The organism is Plantibacter sp. MMLR14_011, assembly GCF_001865025.1.
Classification (GTDB): domain Bacteria; phylum Actinomycetota; class Actinomycetes; order Actinomycetales; family Microbacteriaceae; genus Plantibacter; species Plantibacter flavus_A.
The window spans coordinates 430,746-447,470 of the sequence record NZ_MJGW01000008.1 but is presented as its reverse complement, the minus strand read 5'-3'; the positions used below and the strand labels follow the sequence as shown (position 1 = coordinate 447,470).

The window sequence follows — 16,725 nt, the reverse complement described above, 5'->3', positions numbered from 1 at the left end:
GTGCGATCTCGATCATTCGGTCGCGTGGGAGGACGGCGGCGCAACGGATGTCGGAAACCTCGCCTGCCTGTGTCGACATCACCACCGGATGAAGCACCTTCCGGGGTGGAACCTCGACCACGGACCGGGTGGGGTCCTTGAGTGGACGACACCCGACGGGAAACATCATCGGACGGAACCGGATCCCGCACCCTTCTGACCTGCGCCGGTCCTGAGTCTGTCGAAGGGCGCTCGGGTCGCGCTGCCTCGGCTCGGGGGAGAGAGGTGTGCCCGGATGGACCTGGAGGAGGGACCCACTCGAAGCCGACAGGTGCTGTCTCGGACAGCTGTCCGAGAAGTCGTGGTACACTGGTGGGAATGCCTCGCACATCAGGAGTTCCCGCCCTCGGTGTCGAGCAGTCCACCACAGAACGTCCCGCTCCGCCGTCGCGCGTCGAGCGCTTCGCTCCCGTCCTCCGAGCGACGGGCGACCCACGTGCCGAGCGCACCAGGCAGACGATCTTCGACGCCGTCGCCACCATCCTCGCCGGTCGGCCGGAACGCGTGTCCGTCGGCGACATCGTCCGCGTCGCCGGGATCAGCCGCAGCTCGTTCTACGCCCACTTCGCCAGCCTCGACGACCTCACCGCGGCCTACCTGCGGGTGCAGTTCGCCGGGCTTGCCGCGTCCGGAGTCTCGGTGCGGCCCGCGGGGGAGTCGCTGGGTAGCGCCGAGCGCGCCCGCGAAGCCTACCGACGCCTCGTCGCCCAGCTCCTCGAAGACGCACCGCTCTACTCGAGCGTGCTCGAGCTCCCCGTCGCCCGCAGCGCGTTCGACGACCTCGTCGGCGAGCACGCCGACCACCTCATCGGCTCGCTGCTCGAGCGCACCGAGGTCCCGGTCGGTATCCCGGCGGGCCTGGTCTCCGCCTATGTCGCCGGTGGCACGCTCTCCCTCGTCGACGGCTGGCGCCGCGGACGCATCGACGTCTCGGACGACGAACTGGTCGAAGCCCTGGTCGCCCTGCTGCCCGCCTGGCTGCTCGACGAACGATCCGTCGGCGCGTCGCCGCCACCACCGACCCCCGAACCATCCGGCCGCTGAACCGCCGGAGCACGACGACGCCGGTGCGCGAGTATCGGTGACGACCTGAGAAGAGAAGAGGAACCATGCAGTTCATCGTTGGAGAGACCCTGGTCTACCCGCACCACGGAGCGGTCACCATCACCGAGTTGTCGAAGGTGACGATCAAGGGTGTCGAGCAGGACGTCATGACGCTTCGCGTGCACACGTCCGAGCTCACCATCAAGCTGCCGATCGCGAACGCCGACCTCGTCGGTGTGCGCGACGTCATCGACCACGACGGCGTCCAGGCGGTCTACGGCGTGCTCCGTGAGCCGTTCGTCGAGGAGCCCGGCAACTGGTCGCGTCGGTACAAGGCCAACCAGGAGAAGATGGCCAGTGGCAACGTCCACCGCGTCGGCGAGGTCGTCCGCGACCTGTGGCGTCGCGACCAGGACAGCGGCGTGTCGGCCGGCGAGAAGCGCATGCTCCAGAAGGCGCGCCAGGTGCTCGTCTCCGAACTCGCGCTCGCGCAGTCGATGACCGACGAAGAGGCGTCCGCGGGCCTCGACGAGGTGCTCGCCTCGTCGATCGCGACCCCCGAGGCCGTCGCAGCCAAGTAGGACCCATGCAGATGAAGAGCGCCCCGCCGGTTCGGCGGGGCGCTCTTCGTCGTCGTAGAGGGTGCCTCAGCTCCCGGTGTTGCCGCTGACGATCGCCAGCACGCCGACGACCGCGATGGCGACGATCGGCCCGAAGGACAGGGCGGCCTTGGTGATCGTCCAGGCACGGCTCTCGCGTTCCGGGGCCGGCAGTTCGGCGGGCGACACGTAGACCGGAGCCTGCCCGCCGTCAGCGGACGCGCCGCCGCTGAGCTGCAACACCCGCGTGTCCGTCCATGCTCGTCCGTCGAAGTGGACCTGGCGTTCCTCGTCGGTCGGGTGCGGGTACCAGCCCGCGGCGTCGGCCTGCGACGGCTTGTCCCGCTGGAACCGCAGTACCCTCGAGTCGCCCCAGGTCTCGCCGTCGAAGTGGAGTTCCTTCGTCGGGTCGTCGGGGTGCGGGTACCAGCCTGCGGTCGTAGCCATCCCTCAAGTATGACAGCGGGATCGGGGATGCCGAGACCGTCCGATGGGCGGCAGAATGGAGACAATCATGACGACGACACCGCGACCTCGAGCCCCACGTCCACAGATCATCCTCGAGGTGGTCCGCAGTTCCTGGGTCACACCGCACCTCGTGCGCCTCACCCTCGGCGGTCCAGGCTTCGCCGACTTCCAGCCCAAGGACGCCACCGACAGCTACGTGAAGATCTCCTTCGCCAAGCCCGAACTCGGCCTCGAGCCACCGTATGACCTCGCGGCGCTCCGTGAGACGCTGGCACCCGCCGACCTCCCGGTCACCCGCACCTACACGGTGCGACGCGTGGACCAGGCGGCAGGCACCATCGACATCGACTTCGTGGTGCACGGCGACGAGGGCATCGCCGGCCCGTGGGCCGCTGCCGCTCAGCCGGGAGACCGCGTCGTGCTCGCCGGCCCCGGCGGTGCCTACCGGCCCGACCCGACCGCCGACTGGCACCTCTTCGCGGGCGACGAGTCGGCGATCCCCGCGATCGCCGCCGCCCTCGAGGCGCTCCCGGCGGACGCGAAGGGGCTCGCGTTCCTCGAGATCGGTGGGCGGGACGACCTCGTCGAGCTCGACCACCCGGCCGGGGTGCAGCTCATCTGGGTCGGCCGTGCGGCCCGCGACGAATCGACGGCCGCGCTCCTCGCGACCGCCATCGCCGGACACCCGTGGCCCGACGGACGCGTGCAGGTCTTCGCCCACGGCGAGCGGGAGTCGATGAAAGCACTTCGTGAGGTGTTCCTCACCCAGCGCGGGCTCGACCGCTCCCAGCTCTCACTGTCCGGGTACTGGGCCTACGGACGCACCGAAGACCGCTTCCAGGCGGAGAAGCGCGAACCGATCGGGGTCGTCCTGCCGGCCTCGTGACGCCCGCCCCGGCGCCGCGCTGCGGGCGGGCGCCTGACTCAATGTGAGGGGTCGGCCGGCTTGCTGCGCGTCCGGCGGACCCGCGACGGACGCTCGACGCGTGCCCGGATGTCCGGTGGAACGAGGTCGAGCAGCTGATCGCGACGCAACGGGAGGTCGAGCAGGCTGAGTTTCATCCGGCCCTTGCGCGAGTGCCGGCTCGGGTCGAGTCGCACGACGTTGGCTGCGTCGCGCACGAGCCGGACGGTCACGACCGCGCCACTTGCGACATCGGACAGGACCTGGCCGTCGATCTCGACGGCGGCCTGCTTCGTCGCCGTGCCGATCGAGAACTGCAGGCGCTCCGCCGGCCCGAGGATGAACGAGCGGTCGATGCCCGACATGGGCGCGACCGGCGTGACGACGGTGGCGGCGACGGCGGGGGAGAGCACCGGCCCGCCGGCCGCGTAGTTGTAGGCCGTCGATCCGGTCGGGGTGGCGATCACGATCGCATCGGCTTTGAAGTACCCGTAGGCGGTGCCGTCCACGGCGAGGTCGGCCATGACCACGCCGGTTCCCGGGCGCCGGGCGATGGAGACGTCGTTGAAGGCGAGGAGATGGGCGACCTGCTCGCCGGTGGTGATCGTCACCTCGAGGCCGTGGTGCGGTTCGAGGGAGAACTCGTTGTCGCTGACCCGTTGGAGTGCCTCAGCGAGCGCGGCCGGCTCGACCTCGACGAGGAAGCCGACGTTGCCGTAGTTGACGCCGAGCACCGGTGCGGATCGGCCGGCGAGCAGCCGCATCGCGCCGAGCATCGTGCCGTCGCCGCCCATCGCCACGGCGACGTCGACCGACGACGCGAAGGCGTCCTCGTCGAGCAGTTCGACGTCGTCGCCGAGCCGGTTGGCCTCCGCGCGGAGTCCGACGAGGCGCGCGCCGTGTTCGAGCCGCCATGAGCGGAGGATGCGGACGGAGTCGTCGATGTTCTTCGTCGGGTGCGTGATGAGGCCGATCGTCATCGACGGCCCGGTGGGGTGCTTCGTGCGAGTGGTGGTCACCCGTCGAGCATAGGCCGATCGCCTGACAGCACGACCGGGACGCGGGCTCCCGGCGGGCAGTGGCGTGCCTCGCGACCGACGCGCCCTGGGCCGCGTTTGGGATACTGGAGGGAGCCGGTCCGCCGTGATCCTCGCGGGGCGCCGAGCGTGGAGGAACGACATGAGCGATGTGACCGAGCACCCTGGCCGACCGCGGCGGGCGGGGCGGCTGACGTCGATCCTCATCGGAATCCTCTGCGCGGTGCTCGTCGTCGTCCTCGGGTTCGTCGTCTGGACCCAGATCGTCATGCAGGGCACGCGTCCCGCCGCACTCGCGGTGTGGGAGGACCCTGCGGTCTCCGTCACCGACGTCGGCGACGCCGTGATCCTCGCCCCGACCGCGGACGCCGAGCGTCCGGCCTCCGGTACCGGTCTCGTCTTCATCCCCGGGGCGAAGGTCGACCCCTACGCCTACCTGTACAAGCTGTCCGGCGTCGTCGAGGAGGCCGGCGTGACCGTGGTCATCACGAAGCCGACGCTCAACCTGGCGTTCTTCGACCAGCGGCCGCTGGAGACGTTCACCGCCGCCGCCCCGGACGTCGACACCTGGTTCGTCGGCGGCCACTCGCTCGGCGGGGTGCGCGCCTGCCAGCTCGCAGAGGATCCCGCGGTGACGGGTCTCGTCCTGTTCGGGAGTTACTGCGCGAACGACCTCTCCGGCTCGGCTCTCGAGGTGCTGAGCCTCGCGGGGAGCGATGACGGACTGAGTACCCCGGAGAAGGTCGCCGACGCGCGCGTCCGGCTGCCCGCCGACGCGACGATGGTCGAAATCGGCGGGGCGAACCACGCGAGCTTCGGTGACTACGGGGTGCAGCCCGGTGACGGTTCGGCGACGATCTCCGGTGATGAGGCCCGCTCCGAGATCACGCGGAATCTGGTCGAGCTGCTCGGCTGAGCGGACGGGGTGGGCCCCGGCGGTCCGCAGGGACCCTGACGATCAGCCCTTCGGGACCGGCGGCCCGACGACGAGCAGGGCCGTGAAGACGGCGACGACCACGAGGCCGCCGACGACCACGAGCAGGACCGGGTGTCGGACGAGCCAGCGGGTCAGGCGGTCGAGCACGCGCTGGTCGCGCGGGTCGGCACCCGCCTCACGGCGCCATGTCCCGTCGAGTCGGCCGGTGCGGTCCGCCCAGAGGTCGAAGGGGATGGTCGCGTACGGGACGACGGCGCTCACGAGGCCCACGAGGATCGTGCCGATGGGCCAGCGCTGGTTGATCCCGATGAGCAGGACCATCGCGCCGTAGACGAGGAACACGAAGCCGTGCAGCGCGCCACCGATGCTCACGCCGAGGTCGGTCGTCTTCGTGACGTACTTGAGGATCATCCCGATGATGAGCAGGGTCCAGGTGATCGCCTCGGCGATCGCGATCAGGCGGAAGAGGCGGCGCGGCGACACAGGGGCTCCAAGGCTCGGGGTGCAGGTCTTCCAGCTTGCCAGGCACTGCTGAGAGGGTGCTCCCAGCGGGCGCCCGGTTCTGCCACCCTGGGTGGATCGGGAATACGCGTCGGAGCGACGCGGTTCACCGAGATGTATGCAAACACATACAATCGCCGTGACAGCTCGCGGCGAGCCACACGACGTTGGAGAACCCCATGACCACACCCCTCGAGTTCGGCATCGACACCTTCGGTGACGTCACGGTCGACGCCGACGGCGCACCACTGTCCCAGGCGCAGGTCCTGCGCAACGTCGTGGAGCAGGGTGTCCACGCCGAGGCGGTCGGCCTCGACTTCATCGGGGTGGGGGAGCACCACCGCGAGGACTTCGCGGTCTCGTCGCCCGAGGTCGTGCTGGCGGCGATCGCGGCCCGCACCGAGCGCATCCGTCTCGGATCCGCCGTCACGGTGCTGAGTTCCGACGACCCGGTGCGCGTCTACCAGCGGTTCGCGACGCTCGACGGCATCTCGGGAGGGCGGGCCGAAGCCATCCTGGGCCGCGGATCCTTCACCGAGTCGTTCCCGCTCTTCGGGTACGAGCTGTCGCAGTACGAGGAGCTCTTCGAGGAGAAGCTCGAGCTGTTCGTCGCCCTCCTCGAGCAGCGACCGGTCACCTGGTCGGGCAAGACGCGCGCGCCGCTCCGGGAGCAGTCGGTCTACCCGCGGGTGGAACACGGGAAGCTGAAGACGTGGGTCGGTGTGGGTGGAAGCCCCGAGTCGGTCGTGCGGACCGCTCGATACGGCCTGCCGATGATGCTGGCCGTTATCGGTGGTGGGCCGCTGCGGTTCGCCCCCTTCGTCGACCTCTACCATCGCGCACTCGCGCAGTTCCAGCTGCCGACCCAGCCCGTGGGCATGCACTCTCCGGCGCACATCGCCGAGACCGATGAGCTCGCGCAGGAGCAGCTCTGGCCGCACTACCGGGCGATGATGGACCGGATCGGCCGCGAGCGGGGCTGGAGCCCGATGACCCGTGGGCACTTCGAGCAGGAGGCCGGCCCGGAGGGTGCCCTGTTCGTCGGTTCGCCGGAGACGGTCGCACGGAAGGTCGCGACCGCGGTCGACGGCTTGGGGCTGTCCCGCGTGGATCTGAAGATCAGCAACGGTTCGCTGTCGCACGAGCACCTCATGGACAGCATCGGTCTGTACGGCTCCGCGGTCGTCCCGCGCGTCCGCGAACTGCTGACCGAGATTTCGACCGCCTGATCCGGTTCAGCGGATCGCCGGCGGGCGGTAGGGCATCGTCAGCGTCAGGACGGTGCCGCCGGTCTCGTCGTCGGCTGCCGGGCCGACCCTGAGGGACCCGCCGAACGCGCCGGCCCGTCGATCCAGTTGCAGCAGGCCGCCGGACGGTTCGGTGCCCTCGCGGAGACCGGAGCCGTTGTCGACGACGCGCAGCTCGACGGCGCCCGCAATCGTCCCGCGCCGCTCGGTGGCTGGCGACGAGACCCGGAGGTCCACGACGAGTCGATCGGCCGCCCCGTGGGTCAGCGCGTTCGTGACGCCCTCCTCGAGCGTGCGGACGACGACCGCGCGCTCCGCCGTCGTGAAGACGTTGTCGATCGGGTCGTCGAGGAGCCGGAAGTCCGGCGAGACGTCGAGACTGGTGGTGATCGACGGGGGGAGCCGTTGCAGGATCGCGCGGATGCTCGGTGCGATCCCGACCTCGAGCAGCGGCGGTGACAGGAGCCGGCTGAGCTCGCGCACGTCGCGCTCGCGCACGGTCCGGAGTTCCTCGCCGAGGGACCGAAGGGTCCTGGCCGCATCCGACCCGACGTCCGGGCCGCCCTGTTCGAGTGCTGTCGTGACGGACGCGAGCTGGGCGCTGATCAGGACGAGGTGCTGCTGCAACGTGCCGTGCAGCCCTTCCGCGACCTCCCGCTTCACCCGCAGCTCCTCACCCTGCAGGGATTGGAGGGCGAGGTCGGCCCGGTGTCGCTGATCGGCGTGCGCGCGCTCCTGCTCGCGGGCGCGTCGCCGGGCGGCACTGAGGCTGAACCCGAACGTCGCGCAGACCGCCAGGGCGAGCGTCGTCGTCCCGGCCTCGACGAGGACCGTCTGCAAGCTCGGGTCGCGGTACACGCCCAGTAGGAGCTGGAGGCCGCTCCGCAGCAGCCCCGTCAGCACCGCCACGAGGAGGACACCCCCGAGCACCTTCGGGCGCCACCACTCGTGGAGCGACGGCCCCCACCTCGACCACAGCAGGAGTGCGAGTACGAGGATCGCCGCGCTCAACGAGACGAGGTTGGCGGTGACCCGTTCGGCGAGCATGCCACGCGTCCCACCCGGGGCGACCCAGGTGTAGATGTAGACGCTCTGGAAGGACACCGCGAGTCCGAAGACCGCTGCCATGGCACCACTGGCCGTGATGAACGCCCGGCTGTCGCTCCAGCGCTCAGCGCGAGCGGTCCGGGCCTCCTGGGTCATGGCTCCATTCTGACCTGCCGTGCGCGCCACCGCCGACATCGACGTGCGGTCGCTCGGGAGCTTCCCCCTCGGTCGTTCCCATCTCGATCCGGGATACTCGGAACATGCACCACCAGTCGCACTCCGACCCCTCGCCCGCCGCGCTGTCCACGGTCGACGATGCGACGACGGACGTCTCGACCACCAGGCCGCTGCGTGTCGGGGTGATCGAGGACCAGCCGCTGCTCGGCGGCATGCTCGCCGAGCTGCTCGACGGGGCGCCAGGCGTGACGTTCGTCGGGCGTGCGGGTACGGTCGCTGAGGCCCGCAGGCTGTTCCTCCCGGGGACGGTGGACGTGCTGACCATGGACATCGAGCTGCCCGACGGCAACGGGGTGAGCCTCGGCGTCTCCCTCCGCCGGGCGCAACCCGGCCTCGGTGTCGTCCTGCTGTCCGCCTACGACCTGATGGACATGCTGCTCGAGATGCCGGCCGACGTCCGCGAAGGGTGGAGCTACCTGTCGAAGACCTCGTCACTCACGCGCGAGATCCTCCTCGAGGCCATCCGGGTCTCCGCTCGCGGCGAGACGATGCTCGATCCCGAACTCATCGACCGGACCAGGCCCAGGGCGGGGTCGAGTCTCGAGTCGCTCACCGACCGGCAGTACGCCGTGCTGCAGCTGCTCGCGACCGGTCGCTCGAACACGGGGATCGCGACCAGGCTCGGGATCGCGGAGAAGTCCGTTCAGAACCACCTCACGGCGATCTACGCCGCACTCGGGATCGAGCATGACACCTCGAGCAACCCACGGGTGTCGGCCGTTCTCGCCCTCCTCTCCGAATCCGGCCGCTTGTCCTGACCGGACGTCCGCGGTCGATGCGCGGGCTCAGCGTCCGCGGTCCGGCGCTTCGAGATCGTCCACCGTCCGATCAGGGCGCCATCCGCGCCAGACCGGATGCCTGAACCGTCCATCCGGTGTCCACTCGCTGAAGCGGACCTCCCCGATGAGGACCGGTTCCACCCAGTTGGCGTCGGCCGCGTCGGCCGGCGGGACACCCACGAGAGCCGTCGACGCCCGACCCAACCGTTCGAAGCGCAGCGCGGTCGCCGCCAACTCCCGATCGCTGAAGCCGCTCCCGACCCGCCCCGCGTAGTGCAGCAGCCCATCCGCGCCCGGCACCCCGAGCAGGAGGGACCCGATCCCACCCGAGCGCCCGCCCCGACCGGGACGCCAGCCCGCGACCACCACCTCCTCCATGCGTTCGTGCTTGAACTTGACCCAGGTGCTGCTGCGCCGACCCGGTCGGTAGCGGCCGTCGAGCTCCTTCGCCATCACCCCCTCCAACCGCAACCCCCGACTCACCTCGAGCGCATCGTCGAGCGAGCCGTCGATCGTCGGCGGCACCTGGACGACGGTCCCGGACGCGATCGTCCGCTCGAGCAGCTCCCGACGCTCCCGGTACGGCAGTTCCGTCCGATCCGTGTCGTCCAGCGCGAGCAGGTCGAACAGCAGCAGACGGACCGGTGTCCGACGGCGCTCCCGTTCGACGTCCCGCTCCGCGGTGAGCTGCATCCGACGCTGCAGGAGCGAGAAGTCGGGACGGCCGTCAGGCCCTGACGCCACGATCTCACCGTCGAGGACGACCGCACGGCCGGCGAGCGACGTCGCGAGCTCCTCGACCACCTCCGGGTACGCCATCGTGAGGTCCTTGCCGTTCCGGCTCGACAACCGCACCCGCCCCGTCGAGCCGTCGACGCTCGCGATCGCACGGATGCCGTCCCACTTCATCTCGAACGCCCAGTATCCGTCGTCGACCAGCTCGCCGGGTGCCGCGACACTCGCGAGCATGGGGGTGGGGATCCCACGAGGCCGTACGACCGGTGGAGCCGGCGGGTCACCCGGCGCGCGCATCCGGTGGATGAGCCACGACGGCGCCTCCCGTCCCGTTCCGCCCGCGGTCCGGATGAGCGCGAACCGCATCGGCCCGCCGAGCGCGCCTCCCGCCCGGCCGTGCAGGGTCCCGATGACCTCGTCGTCGCGCCATTTCTCCAGCTCGTAGGTGCCCGCGTCCCAGATGGTCACCTCGCCGGCCCCGTACTCCCCAGCCGGGATCCTCCCCTCGAAACTGCCGTACTCGATGGGGTGGTCCTCCGTGCGCACCGCCAGGTGGTTGCTGCTCGGATCCGTCGGGACCCCCTTCGGCAGGGCCCACGACACCAGCACACCGTCGTGCTCGAGCCGGAAGTCATGGTGCAGTTTCCGGGCCTCGTGTCGCTGGATCACGAACGAGGGCGGTGTCCCGGCAGCGGCAGGCGACGGCGGTCCGTCCGGGACGGGCTCGGGCGTCCGCTCCGCGTCCCGCTTCCGCCGGTACTCCGCGAGCCGGTCCTCGTGTTCCGACGGGCGGATCGTGATCGACGGACGCGGGTCGCCGAGCACCCGCAACGGGTCCTCACCGTCCGCCAGACGCTCGAGCACCGCAGGGAACTCCAGCTGTACCAGCCCCGGATCGTCGAGCTCCTCCCACCGGCGGGGAGCCGCCACCGTCGGCCGCGACCGACCACGCAACGAGAACGGCGCGATCGTCGTCTTCGACCCGTTGTTCTGACTCCAATCGACGAAGACCTTCCCCGTGCGTCGCTGCTTCGACATCTCGCTCACCACGAGGCCCGGCTCGTCCGCGGCCAGCGCCCGCGCGAGCTCATGCGCCACGAGCGACACCTCCTCGGAACTCTGCCGGCCGTCCAACGCCGCATACAGGTGGATCCCTTTGCTCCCACTCGTGAGCGGGACCGGATCCAGCCCCATGTCCACCAACACCGCCCGCGCCAGGCCCGCGACCCCCGCGCACTCTGCGAGGGACACCCCCTCACCCGGATCGAGGTCGAGGACGAGACGGTCGGGCGGACGGCGCTCGCCGGATCGGTCGAACCGCCACTGCGGCACATGCAGCTCCAGCGCACCCAACTGCGCCAGCCACGTGAGCGTCGCGAGATCGTCGACGATCGGGTACTCGTTCGTGTGATCGCTGTGCTCGATGGGGAGCCGCTGGACCCAGTCGGGAGCCGCGGTGCCCAGATCCTTCTGGAAGAACCCGGACTCCGGCGCCGCAGCCGTCCCGACGCCGTGCACCCAGCGTTTCCGGGTCACCGGCCGATCGGCGAGGTGCGGGAGGAGGTGTTCGGCGACCGCGGCGTAGTAGGCGAGGACCTCGGCCTTCGTCGTGCCGGTCTCGGGGTACAGCACCTTGTCGAGATGGGTCAGTTGGATCCGGCGTCCGTCGACGTCGACCCACTGCGTCTGCGCGCCGCCACCGCTCGTCCTCGCCATGGCGATCAGCCTGCCGCCCACGGGCGTCAAGGGCTAGCCCTTGACGATGTTCCGGGTGTCTACTGGTCACCACGACAGCGCGGGCGGATCCGCCGGCGGACGGGAGCGGTCATGCGGGCGATCTGGAAGGGTGCGGTCACCTTCGGCCTGGTGAACGTCCCGGTGAAGGTGTACAGCGCCACGGAGGACCACGACCTGTCGCTGCACCAGGTCCACGACGCCGACGGCGGGCGCATCCGGTACCAGCGCAAGTGCGAGGTCTGCGGCAAGGTCGTCAGCTACGACCACATCGACAAGGCCTACCAGGACGGCGAGCAGACGGTGGTCCTCACCGCCGACGACCTGGCATCGCTCCCCGAGGAACGCAGCCGCGAGATCGAGGTCGTCGAGTTCGTGCCGAGCGACGACCTCGACCCGATCATGTTCGACCGCAGCTACTTCCTCGAACCCGACTCCTCGTCGTCGAAGGCCTACGTCCTGCTCCGGCGGACGCTCGAGGAGACCGACCGCACGGCCATCGTGCGGTTCGCTCTCCGCCAGAAGACGCGTCTCGGCGCCCTCCGGGTGCGCGAGGACGTCATCCTCCTGCAGACTTTGCTGTGGGAGGACGAGGTCCGCGAGGTGCGGTTCCCGGCCCTCGAGGAACGCGTCCGCATCTCCGCCAAGGAACTCGAGATGTCGGAGGCGCTCGTCGAGTCCTTCTCGTCCCGCTTCCGCCCGGACGCGTTCGTCGACGAATACCAGGCACAGCTCCGGAAGCTCATCGAGGCGAAACTCGAGCAGGGCGACGCACTCGACACCGCCGCCACCTTCGGCGAGCAGCCCGAACCCGACGACGACACGGGCGCCGAGCCGATCGACCTCATGGAGGTGCTGCAACGCAGCATCGAACGGCAGCGCGGCACGACCGGCGCGAAGACGGCGAGCGGGGCGAAGCGATCCGGCACCGCCAAGCCCGCCGCGACGAGCAGCTCGGCGAAGACCGGTACTGCGAAGACTGGTACCGCGAAGACCGGTACAGCGAAGACGGGTACCGCCAAGACGAGTGGCGCGAAGACCGGTACCGCCAAGACCGCGCCGTCGAAAGCGTCGACCGCGACGAAACGCAAGAAGAGCGCCTGAGCGACGACGCCCGGGCCGAGAGGGAGCACGACATGATGGAGCACCGCATCACCCCGTTCCTCTGGTACGACTCACAGGCCGAGGAGGCGGCGACCTTCTACGTGTCGCTGTTCCCCGACTCCCGGATCACCTCGGTGAGCCGCTACCCGGAAGGCGGACCCATGCCGGCCGGCCAGGCGATGGTCGTCGAGTTCGAGCTCGAAGGCCTCCCCGTCAGCGCGATGAACGCCGGGCCCATCTTCTCCTTCACCGAGGCGTTCTCCTTCTCCGTCAGAGCCGACACCCAGGACGACATCGACCGACTCTGGGACGCCCTCATCGCCGACGGCGGCGCCCCGAGCCAATGCGGCTGGCTCAAGGACCGCTGGGGACTGTCCTGGCAGATCGTGCCCGGCATCCTCGCCGAACTGCAGAACGACCCCGACCGTGAACGCGCGGCACGAGCCATGCGATGCATGATGGGGCAGACCAAGCTCGTCATCGCCGAACTCGTCGCCGCAGCGGACGATCGCTAGCGGCTCCTCCACAATCGACCGACCGACGGGACACCGCCCCTCCGAGACACCGACGCAGTCCACCGTCAGCAGCTCCTGACAGACTTGCCGCATGTCCCACCCCAGCACGCCCACCCCCGCCCACCCCGAACCAGCCCCCACCGGATCGGTCGCCGAGGCCACATCGGCGCTCGCCGCACTCACGGGCGTTCCGGGGGCCACGTTCCACGACGGTCAGCTCGAGGCGATCCTCGCGCTCGTCGACGAACATCGTCGTGCGCTCGTCGTCCAGCGCACCGGTTGGGGCAAGTCCGCCGTCTACTTCATCGCGACTGCCCTCCTGCGCCGACGGGGCGCCGGGCCGACCCTGTTGGTCTCGCCGTTGCTCGCGCTCATGCGCGACCAGGTGGCGGCCGCCGAGCGCGCCGGTGTGCGCGCGGTGGCGATCAACTCGGCGAACGCGCACGAATGGGACGACGTCCGGGCGCGGCTGGAGGCCGACGAGGTCGACGTCCTGCTCGTTTCACCCGAGCGGCTCAACAATCCGCGCTTCCGCGATGAGCAGCTCCCGACCCTCGTGGCCCGCACGGGCATGCTGGTGGTGGACGAGGCGCACTGCATCTCCGACTGGGGTCACGATTTCCGACCCGACTACCGGCGGCTCGCGGAACTGATCGGGCGTCTTCCTACCGAGGTCCCGGTCTTGGCGACCACCGCGACGGCCAACGCACGCGTCGTCCGCGACATCGCCGAGCAGCTCACCGCACCCGGTGCCGCAGCCTCCCGCGGAGCCGAGGTGCTCACCATCCGTGGCTCGCTCGCGAGGGCGTCCCTCCGGCTCGGCGTGCTCCGGCTGCCGGAGTCACGGGACCGCCTCACCTGGCTGCTCAGCCACCTCGGCGGGCTCACCGGGTCCGGCATCATCTACACGCTCACGGTGTCGGCCGCGGAGGACACCGCGCGGCTGCTGCGCGAGGCCGGTCACGAGGTCCGGGCGTACACCGGCCGGACCGATCCCGACGAACGCGAGGAGTCCGAGCGGCTCCTCAAGGAGAACCGCCTGAAGGCGCTGGTCGCGACGAGCGCGCTCGGCATGGGGTTCGACAAGCCGGACCTCGGGTTCGTCGTGCATCTCGGCGCTCCGTCCTCGCCGGTGGCGTACTACCAGCAGGTCGGCCGTGCAGGCCGTGCCACCGAGCACGCGGACGTCCTGCTCCTGCCCGGAGCGGAGGACGAGGAGATCTGGCAGTACTTCGCGACCGCGTCGATGCCGGACGAAGCGCGGGCCACCGCGGTCCTCGACGCACTCGACAGCCAGCCGCGGTCCACGCCCGCGCTCGAGGCGCTTGTGAACCTGCGTCGCACACCCCTCGAACTCCTCCTCAAGGTGCTCGACGTGGACGGCGCGGTCCAGCGGGTGGCCGGGGGGTGGGTGTCGACCGGGCAGCCGTGGGTCTACGACCGGGAGCGGTACCGGCGGATCGCCGAGGCCAGGGTGGCGGAGCAGCAGGCGATGCTGGCCTACGAGCGGGGCGACGAGTGCCGGATGCTCGTGCTGCAACGTGAGCTCGACGACGCAAGCGCGGTGCCCTGTGGCCGATGCGACCGGTGCGCCGGGCCGTGGTTCCCCACCGAACTCGACAGTGCGGCGGCCGCTTCGGCGTCGGAGGCGCTCGGGCGGGTGGGCGTCGAGCTCGAACCGCGGGCGCAATGGCCGACGGGAGCCGACCGCCTCGGCGTCACCGCGGACGGCGCAGCGGTGAAGGGACGCATCGCGCTCGAGGACCGCCTCGAGGCCGGGCGCGCCCTCGCTCGGCTCACCGACCTCGGCTGGGGCGGTGTCCTCCGCGAGCTCTTCGCCGCGGGCGCGCCCGATGCTCCCGCCTCCCGCGCGGTCATCGACGCGAGCGTCCGCGTCCTGGCGGATTGGCCGTGGACGCAACGACCGGCCGCCGTGGTCAGTGTGCCGTCACGGTCGCGTCCGCAGCTCGTCGACTCCGTGGCGAGGGGCATCGCGTCGCTCGGGCGACTGCCCTACCTCGGGGAGCTCGACCTCGTCGGCGACGGCCCGCGCGGTGGTCCCGGCGGCAACAGCGCCTACCGGCTGGCCGGGGTCTGGGACGCCTTCACCGTCGGATCCGAACTCCGCGCGCAGCTCGCAGCGCTCGAGGGTGCGCCGGTCCTGCTCGTCGACGACCGCGCCGACAGTCGGTGGACGCTCACCGTCGCCGGTCGCGCGCTCCGCCGCGCAGGGGCCGGCCCGGTCCTCCCGTTCGCGCTCGGGATCGTGGGCTGATCGCCCGTCAGCCCTCGTGGAGACTGGAGCGGGTGTCCTTGGCCAGGTGCCGCGGCAGCAGGATCGTGCAGACGAGTCCGACGACGGCTGCTGCAGCGCAGATCGCGAAGCTCAGGCGGAAGGCGTCCGCACTGGGTGTCGTGACAGCTCCGTCGGTCACGACCTGGGAGGCCAGGATGGCGCCGATCACCGCACTCGCGATCGTGGAACCGAGCGTCCGCATGACGGAGTTGAGTCCGTTGGACGCCGCCGTCTCGCTGGGCGGGACGGCACCCATGATGAGCGTCGGCATGGCGGCGTAGGCGAACCCCACTCCGAAGCCGACCGCGGTGGCCGTGAGCACGGTGTGCCAGACCTCGGTCATGAGTCCGATCGCGATCGCGTACCCGACCGCGATGATCGCGATGCCGATCAGCAGGCTCAACCGGGCGCCCTTGGCTGCGGTCAACCGCGCGGCGACCGGCGACATCGCCCACATGATGAGACCGCTCGGCATGAGGCAGAGGCTCGCGATGAGCATGTTCTGCCCGAGACCGACCCCGGTGCCGACCGGCGCCTCGAGGATGCCCGGGAGGACGACCGTGCTGCCGAAGAAGGCGAAGCCGACCGTGATGGATGCGAGGTTCGTGAAGAGCACCGTCCGCCTGGCGGCGATGCGCAGGTCGACGAGCGGGCTGGAGGACCGTACCTCGAACCACCCCCAGAGCAGGAGCACGACGACGCCGCCGATCAAGCAGCCGAGGGTCCCGACGCTCGTCCAACCCCACTCGTTTCCTTTCGAGACGGCGAGGAGGATGGGGACGAGTCCGGCGGCGAGACCGATCGCGCCGATCCAGTCGAAACCGCCTTCGCTCCGAAGGGTGCTCACCGGGACGAAGCGCGCGACGAGGACGAAGCCGATGAGGCCGAGGGCACCTGCGACCCAGAACAGCACGTGCCAGTCCAGGTACTGCGAGATCACGGCGGAGATCGGCAGGCCGACGGCACCACCGATACCGAGCGTGGCGCTCACGAGCGCGACCGCGGGGCCGAGGCGCTTCGCGTGGAGCACGTCGCGCAGGATACTGATGCCGAGCGGGATCACGCCCATCGCCATCCCCTGGAGGGCCCGGGCGACGATGAGCGGGACGATCGTGGATGAGAAGGCGGCGAGCACCGATCCGGTCATCATGATCCCGAGCAGGACGAGCACCATCCGTCGTTTGCCGTAGAGGTCGCCGAGCCGCCCGGCGATCGGGGTCGCGACCGCGGCCGACAGGAGCGTCGCCGTCACGACCCACATGCTGTCGGAGGCGTGTACGCCGAGGATCGTCGGGAGCGACGGCACGAGCGGGGTGACGAGCGTCATCATGAACGCCGCGACGAGACCGGTGAAGGCGAGGCTCGTGACGACCGCGCGCTCCGGAAGCGGCTTGCGGAGCGCCTCCCGCTCCTCGTCGCTGAGCCAGGGACGCTCGGCCTCAGGCTGGTCCTCGTCGTGGTCGTCGGGCTGCGCTGAATCCTGCGTCACGGGTCCTGTTCCT

Annotated in this window: 16 protein-coding genes; 10 read left to right on the top strand and 6 right to left on the bottom strand. The window is 70.4% G+C overall.

All coding sequences use genetic code 11. The annotated features are described in order from the left end of the window. The 3 genes from BIU99_RS19330 to BIU99_RS06510 all read left to right on the top strand — a co-directional run. A partial coding sequence (locus BIU99_RS19330; protein ID WP_139205354.1) for an HNH endonuclease signature motif containing protein occupies positions 1-199 on the top strand: 199 nt, incomplete at its 5' end. A 158-nt stretch (positions 200-357) separates the two neighbouring features. Next, positions 358-1,083, top strand: a complete 726-nt coding sequence (locus tag BIU99_RS06515) for a TetR/AcrR family transcriptional regulator (protein WP_071260324.1) — start codon at positions 358-360, stop codon at positions 1,081-1,083. A 65-nt stretch (positions 1,084-1,148) separates the two neighbouring features. Next, entirely contained in the window at positions 1,149-1,664 is a 516-nt protein-coding gene (locus tag BIU99_RS06510) for a CarD family transcriptional regulator (RefSeq protein WP_064296128.1), read from the top strand. Positions 1,665-1,730: 66 nt separating this feature from the next. On the opposite strand, the gene BIU99_RS06505 is transcribed toward BIU99_RS06510, so the two are convergent. Next, entirely contained in the window at positions 1,731-2,129 is a 399-nt protein-coding gene (locus BIU99_RS06505; RefSeq protein WP_064296129.1) for a hypothetical protein, read from the bottom strand. Between the two features lie 67 nt (positions 2,130-2,196). Here BIU99_RS06505 and BIU99_RS06500 point away from each other — a divergent pair, with 67 nt between their 5' ends. Next, the gene (locus tag BIU99_RS06500; RefSeq protein ID WP_139205353.1) at positions 2,197-3,036 is read left to right on the top strand and encodes a siderophore-interacting protein; all 840 of its coding nucleotides are present in this window, start codon (positions 2,197-2,199) and stop codon (positions 3,034-3,036) included. Between the two features lie 38 nt (positions 3,037-3,074). On the opposite strand, the gene BIU99_RS06495 is transcribed toward BIU99_RS06500, so the two are convergent. Further along, a complete protein-coding gene (locus BIU99_RS06495; protein ID WP_254773584.1) occupies positions 3,075-4,073 on the bottom strand; it encodes an NAD(+)/NADH kinase in 999 nt (332 codons plus the stop codon). 160 nt (positions 4,074-4,233) lie between these two features. Between BIU99_RS06495 and BIU99_RS06490 the strand changes: the two genes are divergently transcribed. After that, entirely contained in the window at positions 4,234-5,007 is a 774-nt protein-coding gene (locus BIU99_RS06490) for an alpha/beta hydrolase (protein ID WP_083397218.1), read from the top strand. A gap of 42 nt (positions 5,008-5,049) precedes the next feature. Here BIU99_RS06490 and BIU99_RS06485 read toward each other — a convergent pair whose 3' ends face one another. Further along, positions 5,050-5,511 carry a DUF3817 domain-containing protein gene (locus BIU99_RS06485; protein ID WP_071260320.1) on the bottom strand — a complete coding sequence of 154 codons (462 nt, stop codon included), beginning with the start codon at positions 5,509-5,511 and terminating at the stop codon, positions 5,050-5,052. 197 nt (positions 5,512-5,708) lie between these two features. Here BIU99_RS06485 and BIU99_RS06480 point away from each other — a divergent pair, with 197 nt between their 5' ends. Then, the gene (locus tag BIU99_RS06480) at positions 5,709-6,758 is read left to right on the top strand and encodes an LLM class flavin-dependent oxidoreductase (protein ID WP_071260319.1); all 1,050 of its coding nucleotides are present in this window, start codon (positions 5,709-5,711) and stop codon (positions 6,756-6,758) included. 6 nt (positions 6,759-6,764) lie between these two features. On the opposite strand, the gene BIU99_RS06475 is transcribed toward BIU99_RS06480, so the two are convergent. Further along, positions 6,765-7,979 carry a sensor histidine kinase gene (locus BIU99_RS06475; protein ID WP_071260317.1) on the bottom strand — a complete coding sequence of 405 codons (1,215 nt, stop codon included), beginning with the start codon at positions 7,977-7,979 and terminating at the stop codon, positions 6,765-6,767. Between the two features lie 104 nt (positions 7,980-8,083). Here BIU99_RS06475 and BIU99_RS06470 point away from each other — a divergent pair, with 104 nt between their 5' ends. Next, positions 8,084-8,818: a LuxR C-terminal-related transcriptional regulator gene (locus BIU99_RS06470; protein WP_083397217.1), complete on the top strand. Its 735-nt coding sequence runs from the start codon at positions 8,084-8,086 to the stop codon at positions 8,816-8,818. A gap of 27 nt (positions 8,819-8,845) precedes the next feature. Here BIU99_RS06470 and BIU99_RS06465 read toward each other — a convergent pair whose 3' ends face one another. Further along, complete coding sequence (locus BIU99_RS06465; RefSeq protein ID WP_071260393.1) at positions 8,846-11,290, bottom strand: ATP-dependent DNA ligase; 2,445 nt, start codon at positions 11,288-11,290, stop codon at positions 8,846-8,848. A 111-nt stretch (positions 11,291-11,401) separates the two neighbouring features. Here BIU99_RS06465 and BIU99_RS06460 point away from each other — a divergent pair, with 111 nt between their 5' ends. The 3 genes from BIU99_RS06460 (at position 11,402) to BIU99_RS06450 (ending at position 15,202) form a co-directional block, all read left to right on the top strand. Continuing rightward, on the top strand, positions 11,402-12,412 hold the full coding sequence (locus BIU99_RS06460; RefSeq protein ID WP_071260315.1) for a Ku protein: 1,011 nt from the start codon (positions 11,402-11,404) through the stop codon (positions 12,410-12,412). Between the two features lie 32 nt (positions 12,413-12,444). Then, positions 12,445-12,927, top strand: a complete 483-nt coding sequence (locus tag BIU99_RS06455; RefSeq protein ID WP_371263765.1) for a VOC family protein — start codon at positions 12,445-12,447, stop codon at positions 12,925-12,927. Between the two features lie 91 nt (positions 12,928-13,018). Next, positions 13,019-15,202 carry an ATP-dependent DNA helicase RecQ gene (locus tag BIU99_RS06450; protein WP_071260311.1) on the top strand — a complete coding sequence of 728 codons (2,184 nt, stop codon included), beginning with the start codon at positions 13,019-13,021 and terminating at the stop codon, positions 15,200-15,202. Between the two features lie 7 nt (positions 15,203-15,209). Here the strand turns inward: BIU99_RS06450 and BIU99_RS06445 are convergent, their stop codons facing one another. Then, the gene (locus BIU99_RS06445; protein WP_254773583.1) at positions 15,210-16,712 is read right to left on the bottom strand and encodes an MFS transporter; all 1,503 of its coding nucleotides are present in this window, start codon (positions 16,710-16,712) and stop codon (positions 15,210-15,212) included. Between the last annotated feature and the right edge of the window lie 13 nt (positions 16,713-16,725).